This is a genomic window from uncultured Psychroserpens sp., assembly GCF_947503375.1.
GTDB lineage: Bacteria > Bacteroidota > Bacteroidia > Flavobacteriales > Flavobacteriaceae > Psychroserpens.
Map to the genome: position 1 here is coordinate 1 of NZ_CANNDQ010000007.1, position 25,894 is coordinate 25,894.

Annotated in this window: 22 protein-coding genes; 11 read left to right on the forward strand and 11 right to left on the reverse strand. The window is 33.2% G+C overall.

What is annotated here, in order from left to right; all coding sequences use genetic code 11:
* Positions 1–255: 255 nt before the first annotated feature.
* From Q0876_RS12285 to Q0876_RS12300, 4 genes are all read right to left on the reverse strand, one after another.
* A complete protein-coding gene (locus Q0876_RS12285; protein ID WP_299228298.1) occupies positions 256–564 on the reverse strand; it encodes a hypothetical protein in 309 nt (102 codons plus the stop codon).
* A 1-nt stretch (position 565) separates the two neighbouring features.
* Positions 566–916, reverse strand: coding sequence for a hypothetical protein (locus Q0876_RS12290; RefSeq protein ID WP_299228300.1), 351 nt, complete (start codon positions 914–916; stop codon positions 566–568).
* A gap of 215 nt (positions 917–1,131) precedes the next feature.
* Positions 1,132–2,142, reverse strand: a complete 1,011-nt coding sequence (locus Q0876_RS12295; RefSeq protein WP_299228302.1) for a hypothetical protein — start codon at positions 2,140–2,142, stop codon at positions 1,132–1,134.
* A 504-nt stretch (positions 2,143–2,646) separates the two neighbouring features.
* Positions 2,647–3,411 (reverse strand): hypothetical protein, encoded by a 765-nt coding sequence (locus Q0876_RS12300; protein ID WP_299228304.1) that lies wholly within the window; start codon positions 3,409–3,411, stop codon positions 2,647–2,649.
* A 527-nt stretch (positions 3,412–3,938) separates the two neighbouring features.
* Between Q0876_RS12300 and Q0876_RS12305 the strand changes: the two genes are divergently transcribed.
* The 3 genes from Q0876_RS12305 to Q0876_RS12315 all read left to right on the forward strand — a co-directional run bounded on the left by Q0876_RS12305 (position 3,939) and on the right by Q0876_RS12315 (position 7,976).
* On the forward strand, positions 3,939–4,466 hold the full coding sequence (locus tag Q0876_RS12305; RefSeq protein ID WP_299228306.1) for an inorganic diphosphatase: 528 nt from the start codon (positions 3,939–3,941) through the stop codon (positions 4,464–4,466).
* A gap of 118 nt (positions 4,467–4,584) precedes the next feature.
* Entirely contained in the window at positions 4,585–6,888 is a 2,304-nt protein-coding gene (locus Q0876_RS12310) for a sodium-translocating pyrophosphatase (RefSeq protein WP_299228308.1), read from the forward strand.
* An 86-nt stretch (positions 6,889–6,974) separates the two neighbouring features.
* Positions 6,975–7,976 (forward strand): App1 family protein, encoded by a 1,002-nt coding sequence (locus Q0876_RS12315; protein WP_299228309.1) that lies wholly within the window; start codon positions 6,975–6,977, stop codon positions 7,974–7,976.
* A 5-nt stretch (positions 7,977–7,981) separates the two neighbouring features.
* On the opposite strand, the gene Q0876_RS12320 is transcribed toward Q0876_RS12315, so the two are convergent.
* The 6 genes from Q0876_RS12320 to Q0876_RS12345 form a co-directional block, all read right to left on the reverse strand.
* Positions 7,982–8,722: a hypothetical protein gene (locus tag Q0876_RS12320; RefSeq protein ID WP_299228311.1), complete on the reverse strand. Its 741-nt coding sequence runs from the start codon at positions 8,720–8,722 to the stop codon at positions 7,982–7,984.
* Positions 8,723–8,725: 3 nt separating this feature from the next.
* Positions 8,726–10,342, reverse strand: a complete 1,617-nt coding sequence (locus tag Q0876_RS12325) for a glutamate synthase-related protein (RefSeq protein ID WP_299228313.1) — start codon at positions 10,340–10,342, stop codon at positions 8,726–8,728.
* A gap of 153 nt (positions 10,343–10,495) precedes the next feature.
* Positions 10,496–11,110, reverse strand: coding sequence for a deoxynucleoside kinase (locus tag Q0876_RS12330; RefSeq protein WP_299228315.1), 615 nt, complete (start codon positions 11,108–11,110; stop codon positions 10,496–10,498).
* Positions 11,111–11,112: 2 nt separating this feature from the next.
* Complete coding sequence (locus Q0876_RS12335) at positions 11,113–11,895, reverse strand: hypothetical protein (protein ID WP_299228317.1); 783 nt, start codon at positions 11,893–11,895, stop codon at positions 11,113–11,115.
* 34 nt (positions 11,896–11,929) lie between these two features.
* Positions 11,930–12,607, reverse strand: a complete 678-nt coding sequence (locus Q0876_RS12340; protein WP_299228319.1) for a response regulator transcription factor — start codon at positions 12,605–12,607, stop codon at positions 11,930–11,932.
* Positions 12,600–14,147, reverse strand: coding sequence for a sensor histidine kinase KdpD (locus tag Q0876_RS12345; protein WP_299228321.1), 1,548 nt, complete (start codon positions 14,145–14,147; stop codon positions 12,600–12,602). The genes Q0876_RS12340 and Q0876_RS12345 overlap by 8 nt, the downstream gene beginning before the upstream one ends.
* A gap of 125 nt (positions 14,148–14,272) precedes the next feature.
* On the opposite strand from Q0876_RS12345, the gene Q0876_RS12350 reads away from it, so the two are divergent.
* The 5 genes from Q0876_RS12350 to Q0876_RS12370 all read left to right on the forward strand — a co-directional run bounded on the left by Q0876_RS12350 (position 14,273) and on the right by Q0876_RS12370 (position 20,243).
* Complete coding sequence (locus Q0876_RS12350; protein ID WP_299228323.1) at positions 14,273–14,644, forward strand: hypothetical protein; 372 nt, start codon at positions 14,273–14,275, stop codon at positions 14,642–14,644.
* Positions 14,645–14,646: 2 nt separating this feature from the next.
* Positions 14,647–15,489 (forward strand): GLPGLI family protein, encoded by an 843-nt coding sequence (locus Q0876_RS12355; protein ID WP_299228325.1) that lies wholly within the window; start codon positions 14,647–14,649, stop codon positions 15,487–15,489.
* A 171-nt stretch (positions 15,490–15,660) separates the two neighbouring features.
* Positions 15,661–16,527 (forward strand): GLPGLI family protein, encoded by an 867-nt coding sequence (locus tag Q0876_RS12360; RefSeq protein WP_299228327.1) that lies wholly within the window; start codon positions 15,661–15,663, stop codon positions 16,525–16,527.
* Positions 16,528–16,577: 50 nt separating this feature from the next.
* The gene (locus Q0876_RS12365; RefSeq protein WP_299228329.1) at positions 16,578–17,459 is read left to right on the forward strand and encodes a GLPGLI family protein; all 882 of its coding nucleotides are present in this window, start codon (positions 16,578–16,580) and stop codon (positions 17,457–17,459) included.
* 48 nt (positions 17,460–17,507) lie between these two features.
* Positions 17,508–20,243 (forward strand): TonB-dependent receptor, encoded by a 2,736-nt coding sequence (locus Q0876_RS12370; protein ID WP_299228331.1) that lies wholly within the window; start codon positions 17,508–17,510, stop codon positions 20,241–20,243.
* Positions 20,244–20,282: 39 nt separating this feature from the next.
* Here the strand turns inward: Q0876_RS12370 and Q0876_RS12375 are convergent, their stop codons facing one another.
* A complete protein-coding gene (locus Q0876_RS12375; RefSeq protein ID WP_299228333.1) occupies positions 20,283–22,079 on the reverse strand; it encodes a hypothetical protein in 1,797 nt (598 codons plus the stop codon).
* A gap of 457 nt (positions 22,080–22,536) precedes the next feature.
* On the opposite strand from Q0876_RS12375, the gene Q0876_RS12380 reads away from it, so the two are divergent.
* Genes Q0876_RS12380 through Q0876_RS12390 form a run of 3 tightly spaced genes read left to right on the forward strand, consistent with a single transcriptional unit; the run spans position 22,537 to position 25,892 of the window.
* Positions 22,537–23,982, forward strand: a complete 1,446-nt coding sequence (locus Q0876_RS12380; RefSeq protein WP_299228335.1) for an arginine decarboxylase — start codon at positions 22,537–22,539, stop codon at positions 23,980–23,982.
* A 4-nt stretch (positions 23,983–23,986) separates the two neighbouring features.
* A complete protein-coding gene (gene speB / locus Q0876_RS12385) occupies positions 23,987–24,928 on the forward strand; it encodes an agmatinase (protein WP_299228337.1) in 942 nt (313 codons plus the stop codon).
* The gene (locus tag Q0876_RS12390) at positions 24,918–25,892 is read left to right on the forward strand and encodes a deoxyhypusine synthase family protein (RefSeq protein ID WP_299228339.1); all 975 of its coding nucleotides are present in this window, start codon (positions 24,918–24,920) and stop codon (positions 25,890–25,892) included. Before speB ends, Q0876_RS12390 begins: the two co-directional genes overlap by 11 nt.
* Positions 25,893–25,894: the final 2 nt, after the last annotated feature.

Consider the following 25,894-nt stretch of genomic DNA (forward strand, 5'->3'; position numbering starts at 1 on the left):
ACTTTAGTTTGAGTTTCGGTAACTGAATTATTATTTTCTTGTTTGCAACTAAGAAGAAAACAAAATACAAAAATGAAAGTTGAATTTTTAAAGAGCATCTGTTTTCTGGTATTGCACCTAACGTGATTGTGTATGGTTAGTTATGTTGGCTAGGTCTAAGATAGTAAAAGGGAACGAACCATTAGGGAAATCCGCAGGATTTTCCGAGTGCAAGCAGAACAAGTAATTAATTATACACGTTGTTGTAATGCGTTTTTATTCAGTTATTTTTCTTTTATTTCCGCACGAAGCACAAAGTTTAGCTTTTTGTGTTCTATACGGTTTTCCACAATTTTCACAATCAGGTCCAATTTGTCCGAGTGAATGATGCATAATTGCATTTGGTTCAGTTTCTTTAAATCCAGTCAAATCATTATAATAGTCTAACAGCTCTTTGAAACGTTCTTGTCTGTCCTTTTTTAAAACTTTAAATCCTTTTGCGTAGAGTATAGAAGCAATTGCGTGTTCTTCTTTATCGAGCATTGGAACATCCATTTTACATCTCCAACAATATTTAATTTCCATTTCAGTCAGATTTCAGTTCACTCTTTTTAACTTCTAATCTTTCAGGATATTCTCCATTAAAATATGAAACAAATCGCTCCGTTAAGATTGCCTTATTTCCAGCTTTTGGAATTGAATCTGAATATTTAAAATATAACGTATCATTTTTCAATTCCACTATTCCCGAATAAATATCTCCTCTTCGTTCTAAACCTCGAGATTCAAATTCAAAGGTTTTATCTTTAAAAACTCTTAAATAAACCCAACCTAATGGCGCTTCTCTATCAGCTAAAAGTATTGTTTCTTTTTGCACTTTTTGGTTACAGGAAACAAAGGTTAAAACCGAAATTAATATGATGGCGATGTTCTTCATTCAAATGCATTACAACGGCTCTGTATATGAAAAGTAGCGCTGAAAATAAGCGGTTATTTTCGGATTATACACAAGCCGAATTTTTAAATTTTACTATTTATCTTTTTACTTGGAAATCGTCAAATTTATAAATTTGGCGACTTTCCAAAAATGCCCAAACCTTAGTGTTGTCAATGACTTTCGCTATTTTTTATATACATTGTTAGCCACAGTTATTACTTCACCATTTGTTTAATTGCATATATTAATTTAGCTGAAATTTCTTCCGCGTCTTGACTGCTATGCCAAAGTATTGAACGTTGTCTAATATCGAAAGGTAAATCTTCAATTTTTTGAGTCTCCGTATCCAATATCATAACAACTTTTTCCCAACCTAATTTAGCAGCAGCAAAACCTAATTCTATTAATACATTAGGATTTGGACTTAAAACATTTTCTCTATGATTGCTTGAAAAAACTAAATTAACATCGGCAACGAAAATATCAGACTGTTCTATTTTATTAAAAAGTGTGTTCGGAATATCTTGACTACCTGGAACACCTCGCATATCAGAATCAATAATTAAAGTCTTTCCATCTTTTTTTAATGACTTTACTGCGTTCGTAAGACCTTTTCTAATTAATTTTCTTTCTGTATCATTATCAGATTGCCAAGAATAGAATAAATGTATAGTATCTGCGTCTTTAAGCACTTTTTTAGCTTTAGGAAGTAACTCAATTTGATTAATTAAAAAATCTATTTTAGCTTTAGAATCATTTATTATTTCCAGCCAGCCGTTTGCATAACTTTCTGCTTTTCTCTCAATTGAATCTGGATGACTTGGATTATCTCCTTTAGTTCCAGAAAACTTTGCATTAACAAATCCGTTAAATTTAAATGTTCCGCCTTCTCCCCACTCAGAATCCTCGTGTACATCTTCTTTTTCTGTCACTACATTTCGCAAACTGGCAAATTCTTCCGCAAAATATTCAAGCAAATTTAATTTGTCTTCAATTGAAGAAACTTCTAAAACTTCTTTTAATTTCTCAAGTCCTTCTTTACAGAGTTTTTTGATTTTTGACTTAAACTGCCAACTTGATTTTGTTTCATTTACACCTTTTACATTATAGTCAATGAATGATTGGTCTTTATAGTGCGTTATTTTATGGTCATATTCTATTGTAAATTCCTTACTTTCTTGAAGTAAAGATTTAAAGATATCTTCAAAGAATATTTCCTCATCCATTGTTTTTTCTAATTGTGGCTAACTCAGGGTTAAACGTAGTTCTGGTTAGAGAATGAAAAGATAATAAATTCTTAAACAATAATTTAAGAAGGCAACTTCGAATAAATCTTAATTTATTGTTCGTCAATTAGTTTCGCTTTAGCGAAGCGTAAATTGTAGAATTTATTAGATTGAGAATTCGAGAAACAGAATCAAATTACTATTAACCGACGATGGCTTACGTTTTAGCTCGAAGCTCGTTAAAGGCGATAATTTAGCAAATAAGAATTGTAGTAATTTGGTTTAACCCTGAGATGGGATACATTTACTTTAAGATGCAATGACAGCGAAGCTGCGCATATTAAAGTTCGCCTTTGGCGAATGTATTCCATCGTGTTTGTGTATGGTTAGTTGCGTTTTTCAGCAACTAATTTAGTAAACAAAAACGAACGCGAGAAAATTCCGAAGGAATTTTCCAAGTAGGCAACGACCAAAGCAATTAATTATACACGGTGTTGGGCACAGTTATTTATAGTTTATAATTCGAGTTTGAATATAAGTCAGATTGCCGTTCTCAAAAGAGTTTTTGGTAATCCAATTTTCATATTCGTCCAGTTCATATTCGTATTTCGTATTTGAAATCAAGGAATCTTTATGATTGTATGTTTTCATTTCCGTTAGCGTTCCGCAATCATATTCATATTTCAGGGTTCTATTCCGTTCGGGTTTTAAGTGGTCAATGAAATTAGTTGTAGTGACTAATTCATCTTTAAATTCGCTAACTTCAAAGGTGTTTGTAATAGTATCCTTTGTTTCTATATCAATGAATAAATGAGATAATGTAGATTCTTTCATTTTTCCGAAAAAACTGTATTCATAATTCCCAACTTGTTTAGAGTAGAAGTCATCATATTCCGATTCAGAATACGAGCTTTTAAGTTTTGAATTTTCGTTAGTGTAAGAAACAATGATAGGTTTACTGTCTTTAGATAATCCAACAGTTTCTTTTATCAGATTTCTCTCTTTATCATACGTGAAATCAATATCTATATTCTCATCAGCGAAAATATTGTATTGATAACGACTTATTATTTTATCAAGATTGTTATATGTCTTTTTTGTTTTAACTAAAGTGTCCAAAATTCTATTTCCAGTCGAATCTTGTTTTACTTGTATCGTGTATTCGGTTAAATCGCTGACACTTTCTGTTAGTCCGTTATCGAGTAATTCTGGTTTATCACAACAACCAAATATGCAGATAGTCAGAAATAAAGTAAGTAGTCTTTTCATTTGGTTTTAATTGTGCCCAACTCAGGGTTAAACGTAGTTCTGGTTAGAGAATGAAAAGATAATAAATTCTTAAACAATAATTTAAGAAGGCAACTTCGAATAAATCTTAATTTATTGTTCGTCAATTAGTTTCGCTTTAGCGAAGCGTAAATTGTAGAATTTATTAGATTGAGAATTCGAGAAACAGAATCAAATTACTATTAACCGACGATGGCTTACGTTTTAGCTCGAAGCTCGTTAAAGGCGATAATTTAGCAAATAAGAATTGTAGTAATTTGGTTTAACCCTGAGATGGGATACATTTACTTTAAGATGCAATGACAGCGAAGCTGCGCATATTAAAGTTCGCCTTTGGCGAATGTATTCCATCTCGTTATATAAAGATAAATATACACGTTTTTGGGGTCTATATTCCCGAAAACAGGAATTTTATACACTTTTGTAAAATATAAAACATCAGTCAATTTAATTGCCAAACCCAAACATTACATTATCTTTGCAGGCCGAAATTGAGAAATAAAAACATTATGACACCAGCAGGAAAACTCACATTTGATGTACTTATTGAAATCCCTAAAGGCAGCAGAAATAAATACGAATACGATTTTGAATTGAATAAAATACGTTTCGATCGTATGCTATTCTCATCAATGATGTATCCAGGAGATTACGGTTTCATTCCTGAAACCTTAGCTCTAGATGGTGACCCCTTAGATGTTTTGGTCATGGGAACAGAACCAACATTTCCAATGTGTGTCATGGAGGTAAAACCTATTGGTGTATTCCATATGGCAGACGAGAAAGGGCCAGATGAGAAGTTAATATGTGTGCCAGTAACAGACCCAATCTGGAACAGCTATTCAGACATCACAGATCTAAATCCGCATAGAAAGAAAGAGATCACGCATTTCTTTCAAGTATATAAAGATCTGGAAAAGAAAAAAGTAGATGTTGGAGGTTGGGGCAATGCCGAAGAAGCTTACGATATTCTCAACAAATGTGTCGATAGATACGAAAATAGTCAACATAAAACCAATGGTGACTTTACCATATAGTTAAGATACGATAAACAATACCAAAAAAACCCTTCTGTAATAAACACGAAGGGTTTTTTAGTTTTAATGGATTTCACTACTTTTGCCCAGCTAAATAACAAATCAAATAAATTTTAATATGGAATCACTAATGATTTACATGCCAATAGCTTTGGCGCTTTTAGGATTAATTTACATGATTGTAAAGCAATCTTGGGTAATGAAACAAGATGCTGGAGATGGTAAAATGAAAGAAATTTCAGATCATATCTACGAAGGTGCATTGGCATTCTTAAATGCTGAATATAGATTACTTGCAATATTCGTGGTGATCGTTGCAGCTTTATTAGCTGTAGTGTCATTTGTAGTGCCAACCACGCATTGGCTAATTGTTGTTGCTTTTGTTTTCGGAGCTGTATTTTCTGCTTTTGCAGGTAATATCGGAATGAAGATCGCAACTAAAACAAATGTTAGAACAACTCAAGCGGCACGTACAAGTTTACCAAACGCACTTAAAATCTCTTTTGGAGGTGGAACAGTAATGGGTCTTGGCGTTGCTGGTTTAGCAGTGTTAGGTCTAACCATATTCTTTATTGTGTTTTTCAACTTCTTTATGGATGGTGTATGGACCAATACAATGGACATGACCATTGTTTTAGAAACATTAGCTGGTTTCTCTTTAGGTGCTGAGTCAATTGCTTTATTTGCTCGTGTTGGTGGAGGTATTTATACCAAAGCTGCCGATGTAGGAGCCGATCTAGTAGGTAAAGTTGAAGCAGGAATTCCAGAAGATGATCCTCGTAATCCTGCAACTATTGCAGATAATGTAGGTGATAATGTAGGTGATGTGGCAGGTATGGGAGCCGATCTATTTGGGTCTTATGTAGCTACAGTATTAGCAGCTATGGTATTGGGTAACTATATTATGGAAGCTAACGATGCCAGTATTTTTGAAGGCTTTAGCAATATTGGTCCAATCTTATTACCAATGGCTATAGCAGGAGCAGGAATCATCATTTCTGTAATCGGAACAATGCTAGTAAAAATAAAAAGTAACGACGCAAAAGAAGCTCAAGTTATGGGTGCTTTAAACGTTGGTAACTGGACGTCTATTATTTTAGTAGCTGTTTCTTGTTTTGGTCTAGTAACATGGATGTTACCAGAAACAATGCAAATGAACTTCTTTGAATCAAACGGAAATGTATTAAAAGAGATTTCATCAATGCGAGTATTCTATGCTACTTTGGTTGGTTTATTTGTAGGCGCTGTGATATCTTCTGTAACAGAATATTACACTGGATTGGGTAAGAAACCAATCTTAAAAATTGTACAACAGTCAAGTACTGGAGCAGGAACTAATATTATTGCTGGTCTAGCAACAGGAATGATCTCTACGTTCCCATCAGTATTACTATTTGCTGGAGCTATTTGGGCATCTTATGCATTTGCAGGATTCTATGGTGTAGCCTTAGCGGCATCTGCCATGATGGCAACGACTGCTATGCAATTAGCGATTGATGCTTTCGGACCAATTTCTGACAATGCAGGTGGTATTGCTGAAATGAGTGAGCAAGAACCAATTGTTAGAGAACGTACAGATATATTAGACTCAGTAGGTAACACTACTGCAGCAACAGGAAAAGGGTTTGCTATTGCTTCTGCAGCATTAACATCATTAGCACTATTTGCTGCTTATGTAACTTTTACAGGAATTGATGGAATAAACATTTTTAAAGCACCAGTATTGGCCATGTTATTTGTTGGAGGAATGGTGCCAGTAGTATTTTCTGCTTTAGCAATGAATGCCGTAGGAAAAGCTGCTATGGAGATGGTGCAAGAAGTACGTCGTCAATTTAGAGATATTCCTGGAATTATGGAAGGTACTGGAAAACCAGAATATGACAAATGTGTAGCAATCTCTACACAAGCATCTTTAAAAGAAATGATGCTACCTGGTTTATTAACTATTGGGTTTCCGTTAGCTATTGCATTTGTACCAATGTTATTTGGTATGAATCATCAAGCTATTGCAGAAATGTTAGGTGGTTACATGGCTGGTGTTACTGTTTCTGGAGTATTATGGGCTATCTTTCAAAACAATGCTGGAGGAGCTTGGGATAATGCTAAGAAATCATTTGAAGCAGGAGTAGAAATCAATGGCGAGATGACATATAAAGGATCTGATGCCCATAAAGCAGCTGTAACTGGAGATACGGTTGGAGATCCATTTAAAGATACTTCTGGACCATCAATGAACATCTTGATCAAATTGACATGTCTTATCGGTTTAGTAATTGCGCCAATATTAGGAGGTCATACTACTGAAGAAGGTCTAGCAAAAGAAAATGAGGTGATCAAAGAAATCCGTATTGAAAATGAACAAGATGTAACTCTGGATGAAGCCGCAATTAATTTGAATGATGTTGTTGCAGAAGTAGAATAGCACTCTGTTGTATATAAATATTAAAAAGCCACGTTAATCGTGGCTTTTTTTATTAATTTTAGTTTTTTAAAACTTTGAAACATTTGATGAACTGGTTCAAAAAAGATCCACTACAAATAATCACATTTAATAGTTATGGTACCGAGACTCATTTTTACATGCGTGGACGTGCTCTTGAAGACGAAACTATTAATTTAGAACAGAAAGGATTATTTGGGCTGTTTATCAATTCATGGAAGCGCTTTGAAACAGATGAGATAAAACATACTGCATTAAAAATTAGTTTGCCTAATGGTGTTATTTTGAAAACCGAGACTGATGATCATGGTTATTTTAAAGTTGATGAACAAGTTGATGGTCTAGGTGAATTGATCAATAATGAGGGTTGGCTTAATTTTGAGGTCTCATACGATGATGTAAATATCAAGCGCACTATTCAAAATTCTAATCGTTTTCCAGGAGAATTATTAGTCACATCATCACAAGCCAATTTTGGTGTGATTAGCGATATTGATGACACCATTATTCATACAGGTGTTGTGTCTACACTGAAATGGAAAGTACTGCTCAATAGTATTTTTAAAAGCGCAGCAAGTCGTATCCCATTAGAAGGTGCTGCAGATTTTTATCACAAATTGCATAGAGGTAAAACTGGAGAAAACGCCAATCCGATTTTTTATGTAAGCCATAGTCCATGGAATTTGTATCGTTATCTTGAGTTTTTCTTAAAACAGAATGCATTTCCCAAAGGACCTATTCTATTGCGAAGCTTTAAAGACATCTTTAAAAAGAAGTCAGGAGATCAGCCTCAAAAGCATAAAGAGATTGTCAATATTTTGAAAACTTATCCAAAATTAAAATTCATTTTAATAGGTGATAGTGGAGAGTATGATGCCGATATTTATATTGAAATTGCTAAAACATTTCCAAATCAAGTTGCAGCAATTTATTTAAGAAGTGTGAAGCATAAAAAGAAAATGCTACGTGTAAAAGCACTTTTTGAGGCCTACAGGCAAACACCTGTTCTACTAGTAGAAAGTAGTGCTCAAGCGATTACACATGCTAGAGCATACGGATTTATTAAATAAATAATCTATTGAATCTTATAGATGTCGATAGCTTCTTGACAAAAGCGAATAGCTGTAGCCTTTTTTATGTTTTTTAATGACAGTGCAAAGCCTTTCCAATCATCATTGTAATAGTTTCCATTACTCAAACTATATGGTTGCTTTACGATTACAGCATCATCACCATGATATCCACTAACATAAAAATAGAAGTCATTCATTAACGAATCTGGCATTGCCATGCCTAAACCAATAGATAGATCATCAGTAACATTAACGAAAGCACCAGTATCAAAATGATGAGGCCAAATTCTAATTGTCGATGCAAATTTATTTGATTCTAAAATTGTTTTTAATACTTTTTGAGCTAAATTTCTGTAGCCAATTAATTGGTTAAGCCTATTTTGATCGGTTAATCTAAACAGGGTTGAATTTTCAACTTTATCATAAGGAAGCTCATAATGTAAGTCATACCGATACGACTTTTCTAAGCCGCTATTTTTACTAATTTGAGTGATCCAATCTGTTATTTGCTTATGATTTTTTTCATTTAAAAAGTATTGTTCTTTTTCGCCATTATCGTGAGTCCAAACCAAAGAAAAATCATCATAGCTTAAACTAAGTTTACCTCCATTTAGGAATTTATGTGTTTCAAGTTTGTGAGCCATCCAACCTAAGTTAGTATGGCTGTCATCATCTTTTTTTTCTATAAAGCTTATAGCAGAAGTTGCTAAGTATTGAGCAACCAAATGCATTGTTTTTTCCATAGTTTATTGTGTTATTCCTGCGTAATTAATTCCTGTTAATTTATGCATATCCAGATCAAATGTTGAGAGGTCATCGTGATTAAACTTTGAGATGTCATCATAACCACATGCTCTTGCTACAACTTTAATAAGGCTATTTGTAGCACTAAAATAATTATGTAATTGCTTAGCTGATGATTCAATAATAAGTCTGCTTCTTAACGATTCTTTTTGTGTGGCTATACCAACAGGACAGTTGTTTGTACCACAAGCTCTCATCCCTAAGCAGCCAATGGCTTGAAGTGCAGCGTTAGAAACTGCTATAGCATCAGCGCCTAGCATCATGGCTTTGGCAAAATCTTCAGCAACTCTAAGACCACCAGTAATTACCAAGGTAATATTCGATGCGCCAACTTGGTCAAGATATTTGCGGGCTCTTGCCAATGCAGGAATGGTTGGTACGTTGATATGATCTCTTAATATTTTAGGCGCAGATCCAGTTCCGCCACCACGACCATCAAGAATAATATAATCTACACCTGCGTCTAAAGCAAATTGAATGTCAGCTTCAATATGGCTGGCAGCAATTTTAAATCCTATTGGAATACCTCCTGTACGCTCTCTTACTTTGTTTCCAAAATCTTTAAAGTCTTGCGCGGTGTGAAAGTTTGGATTTGCTGCTGGAGAGATAGCAGTCTCCCCTTCTTCTAGGTCTCTAACTTTAGCAATTTCTGCACTTACCTTATTTCCTGGTAAATGTCCTCCAGTTCCTGTTTTTGCACCTTGACCACCTTTAAAATGAAATGCTTGAACATGATCTAATTTGTCCCAAGAAAATCCAAATTGAGCTGAAGCTAATTCATAAAAATATTTTGAATTATTTTCCTGTTCTTCAGGAAGCATACCACCTTCACCAGAACAAATTCCTGTACCAGATAGTTCTGCACCTTTACTCAAAGCTATCTTTGCCTCGCGAGATAAAGCCCCAAAACTCATGTCACTTACAAAAAGTGGAATGTCTAATTCTAAAGGTTTTTTTGCATTTGGACCAATAATTACTTTAGTTGATACTTCATCATCATCCAATAAGGGTCTGGTTGCTAGTTGAGCTGGCAAAAATTGAATATCATCCCATTTTGGCAAGGTGTTTCTATCTACACCCATTGAAGCAGAAAACCCGTGGTGCCCAACGTTTTTAAGGCCATTTTTAGATAGTTCTTTAATGTAACCAGTGTAAGGTTCTGTATCTTCGGGATGCGTATCTGCGTAAGTTCCTAAATAAGCATCACGATCAAATGGTTGTGGGTGATTGGTTTCAAAATCGATAATCTCATTTTCATCAATTAACAATGAATCCTCTTCGATATATTCTTGAAATTTGTGAAGCTGTTCTTCATTGTTATATTCGCTTATGCCTGTATCATAACGATAATCCCAACCATGAACACCACAAATTAAATTTTGACCATCAATATAACCATCTGATAATAATGCACCTCTATGGTGACATCTTCCGTAGAGAACTGAAATACCAGAGTCGTATTTTATGATTACTAAGTCGGTGTTTTTAACAAGTGCATAAGCAGGTTGCTTATTTTTTAAGTCAGAAATTTTTGCAATTTCAATTTTATTGATTGCCATTAAAGTTGAATTTTAGAAGACTAAAGTTACAACTTTTTGGGAGTAAACTATTCGCGGATGTCTAATTCTAATACTAGAAATCTAGCTATTACATCATAATAGCACCATTTTTTTACGATTGAGTTATTAATTGAATTTTTAGGAGTGGCTAATTTAGAACAACCCATTGATTTGTGCATCAATCTTATTAATGATACCACCGAGATCTTCAGGGTTCGCAACAAAATCAAGATGGTCTACATCAATAATGAGCAAGTTACCTTTGTCGTAACCATGAATCCAAGCTTCATAACGTTCGTTAAGACGGCTTAAATAGTCAATACTAATTGAGTTTTCGTAATCACGACCACGTTTGTGGATTTGAGCGACTAGATTTTGAATAGAGCTTCTAAGATAGATAAGTAAATCAGGTCCTTCAACAAACGATTCCATCAAATCAAAAAGCGAACGATAATTCTCATAATCACGATTGGTCATTAAACCCATGGCATGTAAGTTGGGCGCAAAGATGTGTGCGTCTTCGTAAATAGTTCGGTCCTGAATAATATCTTTTCCGCTTTTACGAATTTGAGCCACTTGACGAAATCGACTGTTCAAGAAGTATACCTGTAGATTAAAGCTCCAGCGTTCCATTTGATTGTAAAAATCATCTAAATATGGATTGTCAACCACATCCTCTAACTGTGATTCCCATTTATAATGTTTAGCGAGTAATTTAGTGAGTGTGGTTTTGCCAGCACCAATATTTCCTGCAACTGCAACGTGCATATCTATTTGATTTTTAGTTGGTATTTATGGAGTTTTTCAAGATCGTAAATATACAAGGTTTCATTGGTCAATAAAAACTGATTTATTAACAATTTTGGTAAATTAATGACTCTAATTGTATTGTTGTTTTTAGCTTTAAAGTAGAGCTGCTCTTGTTTTTTGAGTACCAGATTTCCATTGCTTTTTGATATTTTAGTAAAGCCATCGTTTTCGATTTTCGATACCATACTTCCGAAGTAATTATATTGATAAAGATAGTTTTCGGTGAGTAGCCAACAAAAATTGTAATCGCTCTGTAGGTCTAATACTTGAGATTGTACAGGAACTGCAGCGAATCTAGTAGTGTTTGTTTTGTAGTCGTATAATTCTAATTGCTGAAGATCGACATTGAATACCCAAAGCGTATTATCAAACCCAGTAGAAATATGAGTTACATTTTTGTAAGGCTGAACCGTATTGAAATCAATTTTGAAAATTTCGGCTAATCGATTATCTAAGATTAATACAGTATTGAAATTTTGATAAAACAGGTTAATCTTTAGCGGGTTGAATGTGTTAGCCGTAGTGATCTCTCCCAATTGATAATTACTATAGTTTATAGATGTTCCATTACTACTTACTTTATAAATAATGTCATTTTGAAGGTAATAAAACGTTTCAAAATTATCAATGGCAACAACTTGATCTACATTTACATTTGTAGTGTCGAGTAACTTAGCATCAATAAATTCTTGACCTATTAAAATATTAGGGATTAAATAAAATAAGCAAACGAGGTATCGCATAGTGTTCTGAAAAGTACAAAAAATGAGCCAATATTTAGCAGATTAGTTTGTACCCGAACCCTCTAACGTTTAAAATTTGAATAGAATTGTCTTTATTCAGTTTTTTACGGAGTTTGGTTATAAATACATCCATACTTCTTGCAGAGAAAAAATCATCATTTCCCCATAATTTGTTCAAGATGAGAGAGCGATCTAGCACTTGATTTTTGTTTTTTATTAAATGAAAAAGTAAATGTGCTTCTCTGTGAGTTAATTGCTCAGAAGTGTTGTTGAAATTTAATCTTTGTTTTGGAAAGTCAAATGTATAGGCACCTATATGCAGTATTTCTGATGTTTTTTGTATTCTGGTTCGATTTAATAAATTATTAATTCGTACGATTAGCTCTTCCATACTAAATGGTTTTTTGAGATAATCATTTCCGCCTATTGTAAAACCTTCAACAACATCTTGCGTTTGCGATTTTGCAGTTAAAAAAATAATAGGAATTGTATCATCAAATGCTCTAATCTCTTTAGCAAGAGTAAAACCATCTTTTTTAGGCATCATAACATCTAAGACCAGAAGTTCTGGCGCATCGCTTTGATAAGTATGCATTGCCTTTTCTCCATCACTGCAAAGTAATACATTGAAATCTCTTGTCTCTAGACTTTCTTTAATGATTTGACCCAATGCAGGTTCATCTTCAGCAAGTAAAATTTTGGTTTTAGACATCTGGTAAAGAAATTTTAAAACGAGTATGATTTGTATTCAGATCCAAAGCGATATTACCATTATGCTTTTCTATAATTTTCTTAGTATAGTACAGGCCAATACCAAACCCTTTGACATCGTGAGTGTTTCCTTTTGGAACGCGATAGAATTTCTCAAATATTCGATCTTTATTCACTTTGGTTAGTGTATTGCCATTATCAGAGATTGATATTTCTATGTGTGAAGGCATTTTAGTTAAAGCTATTTCAATTTTATTTCCACCATATTTTAATGCATTGTCTATAATGTTATTGATTGCATTTTCAAAATGAAATACGTCTATATTACCTAGAACATTATCAGCAATAGATGATGTGATTGTTTTATTATTATTTTGGAGCTTATGCTTTTCTATAACAGCTGAAACGACTTCTGAAATATTATAAGTGTCTTTTTTGAGTTCTAAATTTTCGCTGTCTAAAGTTGCTGTTTCTAATAGCTTTTCTACCATTGTATTCAATTTATTCAGTTGCGCATTAGACATATCTAAGTAGGTCTTTGTTTTTTCTTTATCGTCTATGACGTTAAAGTTTTGTATGCTTTCAAGAGCCACACCAATGGTGGCAATAGGTGTTTTAAACTCGTGAGTGATGTTACTAATAAGATCATTTTTAACTTCTGCCAACTGTTTTTGATGCTTTATAATTTTCAGAAGATAGAAAAGACTACTTACAATCGCTAATACTAAAAAGGTCGAAATGAGAATTCCGCTTAACATTCTATATAGAATAGACTTGGTTGTATTGGTGAAGAAAATGGTTAAAAGTGTTTCTGAGGGTAAAAATGAAGATTTTGAATTCGTCTTTAAGTAATTCGTATCACGATTATTCTTATCTATTTCTATAATTCTACTACCATTTTGATCATGCTGAATATGGTGTTCTGACGTTTTATAATCTAAATAGAAGTTGACCAAGATATTTTTACGAGCCAATTCAATCTTTAAAAGGCTATCTACTTCTCGAAGATCTAATGAGTCATTTTTTATGGAAATCACAATTTTTGAAGTCAGCATTTTAATATCAGGAATATCAAAACTGGCACTATCTCCATCTTTACTAGATTTAATTTTATGGATTCGTTCTTTAAACTCTTTAGGAGAAATGGGTTTTTCTCCACTAGCGTCTTTTTGAATTATAGAGTCTGCTTTAAAGCCTCTTACAACGGTTACGCCGTCTATGGCTTCTATATCTAGTGAGTCGAGGTTGGTAAACTCCTTGCTATCTTCTTCAATTTGACTTAAAAAGTGTTGCAGTTCACTATTTTCACTAAACGCATTCTTTTGTTGATCGCCTTCAAGAAAAATACCTAAAGTAGTTCTAGTAGCCAATGCCGTATAATAATCATCAACAGCTTTGTCTAGACTTATTTGTACATCATTGATGAGTTGTTGCTTATGACTCTCATAATTTTTATAGTTCCAATAAGCTTGTATGCCAATGGTAGATAGGATTACAATGACAATAATATATAATATATATCTGTATTTGGAATTATTCATAGTTCAAAAGTAAATGTTAAAACGATCAAAAACTAATCGGTTAACACTAGTTAACACTAGTTAACTCAAAACTATAATGTAACCAATTACATTTGTTACGTATTAATTTTAAAATCATATTTATAATGAAATCTACACTACTAATTTTAGCTCTATTTATCACATCATTGGGCATTTCACAATCTGAAAATTTAGAGTCAAATACAGGAGAAAGCAAGCTAGAAATTAGCGATTTTGGTGTTTCTGTAACTGTTGATTCTGTTGAAGAAATAGAGTCTTCATTTAATATCAAGGATATTGAAGAATTGCTAAAAGAAACCGTCGATATTCAAAATATTTCATTTGAGATTATATGTAATGGTGAGCCAATGTCTAATGGAGAGAGAAGTTCAATATCTTATAAGGTTAATGGAAATAATAATGACATCAATAGCTTTATTAAGAGTGTTAAAAAGTTAAGAAAAGCAGCAATTAATTATTATAAAAACAAACCGTAATCATGAATATATTAATCAAGTTAACTATCGGAATCTTTGCTGTATGTGTAGCAAAAGTAGGTGCTCAAGAATTTCAAGGAGAAGCAACTTATAGGTCTAAACGACAAGTTAATATTGAAGTAGACAGTACAAAAGTGAGTTCAAGTACACATCAACAGATGATGGAACTACTCAAAAAGCAATTTCAAAAAACCTATACACTTACATTTAATAAAAATGAGTCGGTATATAAAGAAGAAGAAACCTTAAGTACGCCTCAGCTTGGAGGGAATTTGGGAGTAATGGTGATGGCTAACAGTGGGTCTGATATTTTGTATAAAAATACTAAGGCAAATAGATATACAAATCAAAATGATGTATTTGGAAAGATATTTTTAATCAAGGACTCTATTCAAAAAAGGGATTGGAAATTAGAAAGTGAGACTAAAAATATTGGAGAATATACTTGCTACAAGGCTACCATTACTAGAGAAGTTGAGGTGATGTCGAGTGGTATTAGTATTAATGGTGATAAAGACTTAAGTAAAGATGAACCAACTACTAGAACACAAGTCATTACAGCTTGGTATACAACGCAAATACCTGTAAATAATGGTCCTGAAAATTATCAAGGCTTACCAGGGCTTATCTTAGAGGTGAATGATGGCAGTCAAACCTTAATCTGTAGTAAAATTGTATTGAACCCTGAAAAAAGAATTGAGATAAAAGAACCTACTAAGGGAAAAGAAGTAGATCAAGAACAGTTTGACGTTATAATGGCCAAAAAACGAAAAGAAATGATGGAGCGTTATTCACCAAGAAATAATAGGGATGGAGAAACTTTTCAGATTAGAATTGGCGGTTAAGTGTTAACGTAAATTTAATTTAATATAGTTAAACCTTTCAAAGAGTAATAAGTCTTAAAGTAATTGGTAGACAGTAATTTTATAAATACGTACTGTTAATGTTTTGATAAAGAAAACACTTTTGTTTAATCATTATTTATTTTTGTTGAACAACAATAATCAATTACAACTATGAAAATGTTAATTAAAAGACTTTGTATTTTACTATGTATTACATTTCTATCTACCAATATCAGTGCACAAGAGTTTCAAGGTAAGGCTTATTACGTTTCAAAATCAACAATGGATTTAGGGCGTTGGGGCGCAAAACTTAGTGAGGCGCAAAAGAAGCAAATCCAAGCTCGTCTTAAAAATAGATTAGAAAAAACATATATTTTGACATTTAATAAGGAAGAATCATTCTTTAAAGAAGAAGAAAAGTTAGATGCAATTTCAGGAGCTACAGATTCTTGGGGTAAAAACTTTGCTGCAGGTGATCAATATAAAAATGTAAAAACTAATACTCAAATACAAAATCAAGACTTTTACGGGAAGCGATTTTTAGTTAAAGATGAATTACAACCTATAGAGTGGAAGATGATTAATGAAACAAAACAGATAGGTAATTATATGTGTTTCAAAGCTACTGCCTCGGTACCTACCAATGAGCTTTCATGGTATTCATTTTCTTGGGATAGATTGAGAAACAAGGAAAAGAAAGAAGTAGACTCTACTAATGTTGGAACAGATAAACTAGGAATGACAGATACTAAGATTGATGAAGTACTAGATATGACCGAAATTGAAGCTTGGTATACGCCTCAAATCCCTGTAGGTCATGGTCCTTCAGAGTATTGGGGACTTCCAGGGTTAATTTTAGAAGTAAGTGCAGGCAATACAACAATGTTATGTTCAAAAATAATTATGAATCCTGAAGAGAAATCAGATATAATAGCACCAAAGAAAGGAGAAGAAATTACTAAAAAAGCATATCAAGAAACAATAACTATGAAAATGCAAGAATTTAGAAATAATAGAGCAAGACGTAGACGGGGATAATAATTAATAAAAGGGTACATTTGATACAGTTTAACATCAGCAATAAAAAAATGAAGACAGTAATTACTAATTATACAATCCTAATACTTGCACTTCTGCTATCTGTAAATTTATCAAATGCCCAAGATTTTCAAGGTAAAGCATATTATGCTTCAAAGACCACTATGGATATGTCCCGTTTTACGGGTGGACGTCAAATGACTGAGCAACAAAAAAAGGACATGAAAGAGCGAATGCGAAAATGGCTTGAACGCACATACATATTAACCTTCAACAAAGAAGAATCTATGTATAAAGAAGATGAAGTACTCGAAGGTCCTGGTGGTCGAGGCCCAAGCATGTGGGGAAGTAGTTTTTCTCCTGGACCGCAATATAAAAATGTAAAAACAAAAACCTTTATTCAAGATCAGGAGTTTTTTGGCAAGAAGTTTTTAATAAAAGAAGAAATGCAGCCTATCGAGTGGGTCATGGGAACAGAAACCAAACAGATAGGGAAATATACATGCTTTAAAGCAACAGCAACAAGAGTATCAACAGAGATCAATTGGTCTAGGAGACGTGGAAGAGGTAATTCTGAAGCAGAAAAGCCTAAAGATTCAACCAAAACAGAAGTAACAAATACTGAAAATAAAACGACAAAAGAAAATTCTGAAGCACCAGAAATGGTAGAAATAGTTGCTTGGTACACACCAATGATTCCAATTAATCAAGGACCAGCTGATTTTTGGGGACTTCCAGGCTTAATTCTAGAAGTTAGTGCAGGGAATACTACCATACTGTGCTCTAAAATCATAATGAATCCTGAGGAAAAAACAGAAATCGATGTTCCTACAAAAGGAGAAGTTGTTACTAAAAAAGAATATAACGAAATCATAACCGAAAAAATGCAACAAATGCGAGATAGTCGCGGTCGTAGCAGAGGCAGAAGATAAGAAAAATGTTCTTTTGTCGAGAACCAATTACCAAAACCAAGAAATAATATGAAAAAACTATTATTCATCCTACTGATCCTAGTAGGCAGCAGTTCTTATGCTCAAATTAAAATGCAAGGAATTGTAAAAGATAGTATTGGCAATGTACTAGAACTTGCCAATGTTATTGCTATCAATCAAGACACAAAAGCACTTGAGTCTTATGCAATAACAAACGATAAAGGGAAGTATATCCTTTCACTAAGTAAGAATGGTACATATAAAATACAGGTGAGCTATATTGGTTTGAAAACTTTTGAAGAATTCATCTCTACCAAAGAAGTAGATATCAATAAGGATTTTGAATTGCAACCCGATAATGCTTTAGATGCGGTAGAATTAACCTATGAAATGCCAGTTACCATAAAAGGAGATACATTGATATATAATGCAGATTCATTCAAAAATGGTTCAGAACGAAAACTTGAAGACGTTCTTAAAAAGTTACCTGGAGTTGAAATTAACGAAGATGGTGAAATAGAAGTTGAGGGGCAAAAAGTGCAAAAGGTCATGGTAGATGGAAAAGACTTTTTTGATGGTGACACTAAATTGGCTACCAAGAATATTCCATCTAACGCTGTAGATAAAGTACAAGTTTTAAAAAATTATTCAGAGGTTGGTCAACTAAGAGGTGTTACCAATAACCAAGATAATGTGGCCATTAATATTAAATTGAAAGAAGGAAAATCAAATTTCTGGTTTGGAGATGTAACAGCAGGAGGAGGCACTTCAACAGATAATGAATTATATCTACTACAACCTAAGCTGTTTTATTACAGTCCGAAATACAGTTTAAATTTTATTGGAGATTTGAACAATACAGGTGAAGTTGCACTTAATGGAAGAGATCTTAGGAATTTCTCAGGAGGTTTTAGAGCACCGAGTAGAAGTAGCGGTACTAGTTTAAATTTAGGAAATAATAGTCTCGGATTTTTAGCGAATCAGAATAATAGAGCTTTAGATGTTCAGACTAAATTAGGCGCAATGAACTTTAGTTACTCACCAAACGAAGCATTAGATTGGAGTGGTTTTTTGATTTTTAATAGTAGTCGTGTAAGAACCTTGGAAAATAGTTCAATTACGTACACAGATACCGACTTAGGAATCCCAAATGAATTTACTTCAGATCGATCTGTACAACGAAGTGATATAGGTTTAGCTAAATTGAGTGCAACCTATAAACCAAATTTCAATAATCAATTAGATTATGATGTTTTAGCAAGGGTTTCTAAAGCGTCTGAAGATCAAAGCCTAATTTCAAATATAGTAGGTACAACTTCTCAATTTGAAGAGAATACACCTTATAGCATCAATCAGAACATTAATTATTATTACACATTGAACGAGACCAATATATTTGCTTTTGAAGCACAGCATCTTATTCAAGATGAAGATCCTTTTTATAATGCTTTTCTAGAGAATGATCCAACTAATAATGATGATGTTGCTAATCAAGATGCTTTTGACGATACGGCTGAAGGTTTAGGTTTTAATAGAGATCAGTTGGGTTACAATATCAACCAAGAACGTAATATTGAATCAAATCAAATAGATGCCAAATTAGATTATTGGAATATTTTGAACTCAAAAAGTAATATCAATTTTACATTAGGAGCTATTTACAGTCGCCAAATTTTTAATACCAATTTATTTCAGCTTTTAGGTAATGGGAATGTATTCAATCCAACGCCAATTATCAATAATGGAATAGATTCCAACAATACAGATTACAGATTTAGTGATGTATATCTAGGAACGCGATATACTATCAAGGCTGGAAAGTTTACCATTGCGCCAGCTTTCTCACTTCATGCTTATGGGAATAAAAACTATCAGCTAGGTGAAGAATTTGGAGAAAATTTCTTTAGAATACTTCCAGATCTAGATGTAAGATGGCAATTGAAAAACAGTGAAAGCCTGACCTTTAGATATAACATGCAAAATCAATTTACAGATGTGACCAATTTAGCACAAGGAATTGTTTTAAATAACTTTAATAACGTATTTATTGGTAATCCTGAATTAGAGAATGGACTTTCACACAATGTGAGTTTGTTTTTTAGAAGTTTTAATTTGTTCAATTTTACTAACATCATAGGAAGTATTAGCTATAGTAGCAGAATAGATCAAATACGAGGCATTGTAAACTTTCAAAATGTAATTAGAAACAGTACTGTGTTCAACTCATCTTTTGCTGATGAAACAGTTACAGCTTTTGGCCGATACCAACGTACACTTGGAAAATTCACAGGAACGTTACAAGCACGTTTCAATTATAGCAAGTTCAACCAATTTGTTCAAGATAGGCGTTCAGTAAATGAAAGTTATTCTCAAAATTACAGTGCTAGATTAAGAACTAATTTTAGAGAAGCACCAAATGTAAGTTTACGATATGATTATGGAATTCAAGATAACGACCAGGGTACGTCTCGCACACAGTTCATTACTAATGCACCATCAATTGAGTTTGATGCCTACATTTGGGATGCCTTAACCGCAAGAACCGATTTTTCATATACCAACCAATCTAATCCTAATGGTGAATCTAATTCATTTCAAAACTGGAATGCTTCTTTAGCTTACAGAAAAGATAGAGATGCCAAGTGGGAATACGAACTTAGAGCAACAAATTTACTTAATATCGATTCTGAAGTTACCAATAGCGCAGGCAATATATCAGTGAGTGGTACAGAATTCTTTATTCAGCCTCGCTTTGTTACTGCTCGAATTAGATATACATTATAAAAGAAAAGCCTTCCCATTTGAGAAGGCTTTTTAAATATATTAATAATCTCTTAAAATATGAGCAGTACCACTTATCGGTATTGGATCGCCACCATATTCAGATATTTCACCCGAAAAATTAACATCTATATACTCGCCTACAGCTCCAAATGAGGTTACGCTTATTGTACCCGAAAACATACTTTCTAAAGTTGTTCCACCAGTATCTTGATTGAAGAAATCTAGATACCCATTCGTATATGAGTTTGCACCACTAAATGGATTGATGTATAGATTAAAATAATCATCAAGATTGTTATCTTGTGAGTAATATGAAATTGTAAGATAATCACCATCCAAACCACCTTGTACATCAAAATAATAGGACACAGGCGATTCATCACCATATTGATATGTAATAAATTCTTCAACTGTATTACATGCAGATAAAGTTCCAATGTTTGTTACTGGAGGCGTAAATGTGTAAGCGATAGAATCTGTTTGTTGTATATTGATATAATCATATCCTTGAAGGTAAAAGGTGTCTTCATCATTACATCGTAAAAAACTAAACTCAAACTCGCCATTATCTACATAATCTGAGAATTCTGTATTAGCATAATTTAGCAGTACATAACCTTCTTCTATAGGGTTTCCATCACAAGCATTGAAATTTCCGAAAACAGTTTCAAAATTTAAACTTGAAGTATCTATTATATCTAAGGTTATAGAAGAATCTTCAGAATATGGGCCAATGACTGAAGAATAAATACTTTCTGATTCACAATCACCAACACCATTAGGATAAATATTAACCTCTAATGACTCACCACTTGGAATCAATCCACAAACTTCTCCACTACTATTCGTATAGCCACCACGTGTGCCATAAGTATTACTGGTAATAGTAACCCAAGCATGCGCAAGCTCGCTATTATCTTCATAAGTAACTGTAACACAAAGATTAACTGCCTCTGCCGGAATATCACAATTCCAGAATGAAAAATGTGAAACAGAACCAATATAAGTGTTACCTACTAAAGTGGCTTGGCCATCTTCTATCCAATAACCATGTGTTTCATCAAAATACCACAACGGAATTGTTGCAGGAGCATTTGAAACCAAACTTGGGTCTAACGGAACTTTGATTTCAGCTGTAGAGCCTTCAGCTAGATTTAGATCTTCACCACTACTTCCGTGTAATTCTACAGCTAGCATACCAAAGGTTTGTAACATACGTTCCTCATTTTGGGCATTCGCAGCATACAACATACCTGGCATCTGGTCTTGCATGTTTTCATCAGTAGGATCTAAATGATGTAAAATTACATTCACATTACCAGAATAAGTTGAACCATCCTCTTTAATGTAATCTCCTTTTAGTGCTACTGAAGCACCATTAGGTAAAGCTATCGTTTCTTGAGTACCACTAGCAGTTGTGCCAGCAATTGTTTCAGGCAACATCATAATTCGAATACTATTTGTACCACTGTTAGGTACTACAGCTCTTGAAGCATGAATATAACCATCTTTTTCTGCTTTCACATAGGCAAAACGTTGATTTACAGAAGCCTCATTAATTATAAAAACACCATTGTCATCAGTTGAAGTAAATGAATCTCCAATAGTAATCACAACATTGTTTAAAGGATTGTTGTTTGAGTCTACCACTGAACCCAAAAAACGTCTTGAGATCTCATTACCGAAATTTTCAGCAAAAGCAACTGGGTCTGGATCTTGGTTTTGATTTTGCAGATTACTGACGATACTATCTTCATCATTATCGCATGAAAAATAGGAGGCCGAACAAATTAAAATGAGGAAAATGGATTTTCGAAAGGTAAAAATTGATTTCATAGAGTTTAGATTTGTTAATAATATAACAGTTAGATAATAAGAATTACTACCAAAGTATATAATAATGACGAACGATAGGTCTGTTGGTTGCGTGCTTTTAATAAAAAAATAAAAAATAAAATAGAATTTAAAAAAATAAAATATATTTGCTATAGTTTTTAGCTGAACAAATTGAAATGTGTTTTTACGTTCGGGTTTTTGAAAATTAGGAAGTCATATTCAAAAACTGCTTATAGATTGAGTAACCGAATTTTAGAGCTAACTTCCGCTTACTACATTATAATGAGCCAACATTTGTATGGCTTTATTCCAACAACTCAACCTCAAATTCAGGTTTGAACCATTGTATTTTCTAGAGCTTAATATTAATCACTTTATTGGTTATTGACATTAAGTTTTTGTTGATTTAATACTGTGTTAATCTACACCAATTACATTTAACTTTTTAAACATAATAATGAATACAAAATATATTGATTTGGTAAATCAAACGTTTGATTTTCCTCAATCTGAATTTAATTTAAAACAAAAAACTTTAGAATTTCATGATGTTAGCCTCATGCAGTTAGTTGAACACTATGGAGCGCCGTTAAAGTTTACATACTTACCACAGATTTCAAATAATATTAATCGTGCAAAACAATGGTTTTTTGAAGCTATCGAGAAGCACAATTATAAAGGAAAGTATAATTATTGCTACTGTACAAAAAGTTCTCATTTTAAACATGTTTTAGATGAAGCATTAAAAAATAATATTCATATCGAAACATCATCTGCGTTTGACATCGATATTGTTGAATCCTTGAAATCAGAAGGAAAGATTACAAATGAAACATTTGTGATTAGTAATGGTTTTAAACGTGCGCAATACATAACAAATATTGCCAGATTAATCAATAATGGACATAAAAACGCCATTCCAATTATAGATAACTACGAAGAGATAGATTTGTTATCAACAGAGATCAAAGGCGCTTATAATATTGGAATTCGTATCGCTTCTGAAGAAGAACCAAAGTTTGAATTTTATACCTCTAGATTGGGAATAGGTTATAAGAATATTGTGCCTTTTTATAAAAATCAAATTCAGAACAACAGTAAGGTTGAACTTAAGATGCTCCATTTTTTTATTAATACAGGAATTCGAGATAATGCATATTATTGGAATGAGTTAACTAAATGCCTAAAAGTATACACGAGCTTAAAGAAGATTTGTCCTTCATTAGATAGTCTGAATATTGGAGGAGGGTTTCCTATTAAAAACTCATTAGCTTTTGATTTTGACTATGCATATATGGTCGATGAAATTGTAGGTCAAATCAAATTAGTATGTGAAGAAGAAGGTGTAGATGTGCCAAATATTTTTACAGAATTTGGAAGTTTTACAGTTGGAGAAAGTGGTGGTGCTATTTATGAGGTATTGTACCAAAAACAACAAAATGATCGTGAAAAATGGAATATGATCAATTCATCATTCATTACAACTTTACCAGATGCTTGGGCAATAAATAAACGCTTTATAATGCTGCCAATTAATCGCTGGAATGATAGCTATGAGCGTGTACTTTTAGGTGGATTAACTTGCGATAGTGATGATTATTACAATAGTGAGCAGCATATGAATGCTATTTATTTGCCAAAATATAATAAAGAGAAACCACTGTATATAGGCTTTTTTAACACAGGAGCTTATCAGGAAAATATTGGAGGTTATGGAGGTCTGCAGCACTGTTTGATACCAGCACCAAAACATATATTAATTGATAGGGATAATAATGGAAATATTACTACGAAACTATTTAGTGAGCAACAAAAAAGTGAAGATTTGCTCAAAATATTAGGATACGAAGATAAAAACAAAAAAGAAAAATCATTAGCAATATCTATAAACAACAACAATTAATAAAATGAACAAAAAAACTTACGCAGGAATAGAAGAACAATTTTCTAAATTAGATAGTTCTAAAATTGTACTAATTCCAGTGTCTTATGATGGTACAAGCACGTGGCAAAAAGGTGCAGATAAAGGTCCAGATGCATTTCTTAATGCGTCAGAAAACATGGAGTTATATGATATAGAAACAAAAACAGAAGTTTATAGACAAGGGGTTTATTTAGCAAATGCTATAACAGAAAGTAGCTCGCCAGAAGCTATGGTTGAAGCGGTTCATAAAACTGTAAAAGGGTATATCAAAAAAAATAAGTTCGTAACTGCTTTCGGTGGAGAACACTCTATTTCAATAGGAACTATTAGAGCGTTTAATGAATGCTTTGATAATATAACTGTATTGCAATTAGATGCGCACGCCGATTTGCGTGAATCGTATCAAGGAAGCAAATGTAATCACGCTTGTGCTTTATATGAAGCTAGTCAGACCACCAATTTAATTCAAGTGGGTATTCGCAGCATGGATGTTATTGAAACTACTGTAATGGATGAGGATAAAACGTATTTTGCTCATGAAATGACCGACGATGATAGCTGGATAGATTCTGCTATAGATCAAATGACTGAAAATGTCTATGTTACTGTAGATTTAGATGTTTTTGACCCTTCAATTATGCCATCTACAGGAACACCTGAGCCTGGCGGATTACTTTGGTATGAAACACTAGATTTTTTGCGTCAGGTTTTTGAAGAAAAAAATATTATTGGATTTGATATTGTTGAACTGTGCCCTAATCCAAAGGAAAAATCATCAGATTTTCTAGCAGCAAAACTATATTATAAAATGCTGACCTATAAATTTTTAAATGATGAGGTCGATGATGAATTTGATAATAATTTTAATGAATCTAAAATAGGTATTAATAAATTTTCTAAATTTAGTGATGACGATGACAACTAAAGGACCAATATCACAGTTTGTAAAAAAATACTATTTGCATTTCAATGCTGCTACATTGGTTGATGCAGCAATAGCATACGAAGATCAATTAAAATCTGGTTCAAAAATGTTGGTATCTTTAGCTGGCGCAATGAGTACTGCTGAATTGGGAAAGATTTTTGCCGAAATGATTCGTCAAGATAAAGTGCATATTGTATCTTGTACTGGAGCTAACTTAGAAGAAGATATTATGAATCTTGTTGCGCATTCACATTATAAACGTATCCCAAATTATCGTGATTTGACAGCTAGAGATGAATGGAGTTTGTTAGAACAAGGCTTAAATCGTGTAACAGATACTTGTATCCCAGAAGAAGAGGCCTTCAGACGTATACAAGAACATATTGTTAAGATTTGGAAAGATGCTGAAGCTAGAGGTGAGCGTTATTTGCCTCATGAATACATGTACAAATTGTTATTGTCTGGTGCTTTAGAAGCGCATTACGAAATTGATTTGAAAGATTCCTGGATGTATGCGGCTGCCGAAAAAAACTTACCAATTGTATGTCCTGGTTGGGAAGATAGCACAATGGGAAATATATTTGCCAGCTATGTGCTTAAAGGCGAATTAAAAGCGAGTACTATGAAATCTGGAATTGAGTACATGACCTTTTTAGCCGATTGGTATACTGAAAATTCTACTGAAGGGATTGGTTTTTTTCAAATTGGAGGTGGTATTGCTGGAGATTTCCCAATTTGTGTAGTGCCAATGCTCTATCAAGATATGGAGCGTAGAGATACTCCTTTTTGGAGTTATTTTTGCCAGATAAGTGATTCAACAACAAGCTATGGTTCTTATTCAGGAGCAGTGCCGAATGAAAAAATCACTTGGGGGAAATTAGATATTAACACACCAAAATTTATAATAGAAAGTGATGCAACTATAGTAGCACCTCTTATTTTTGCCTACCTATTAGACCTTTAATT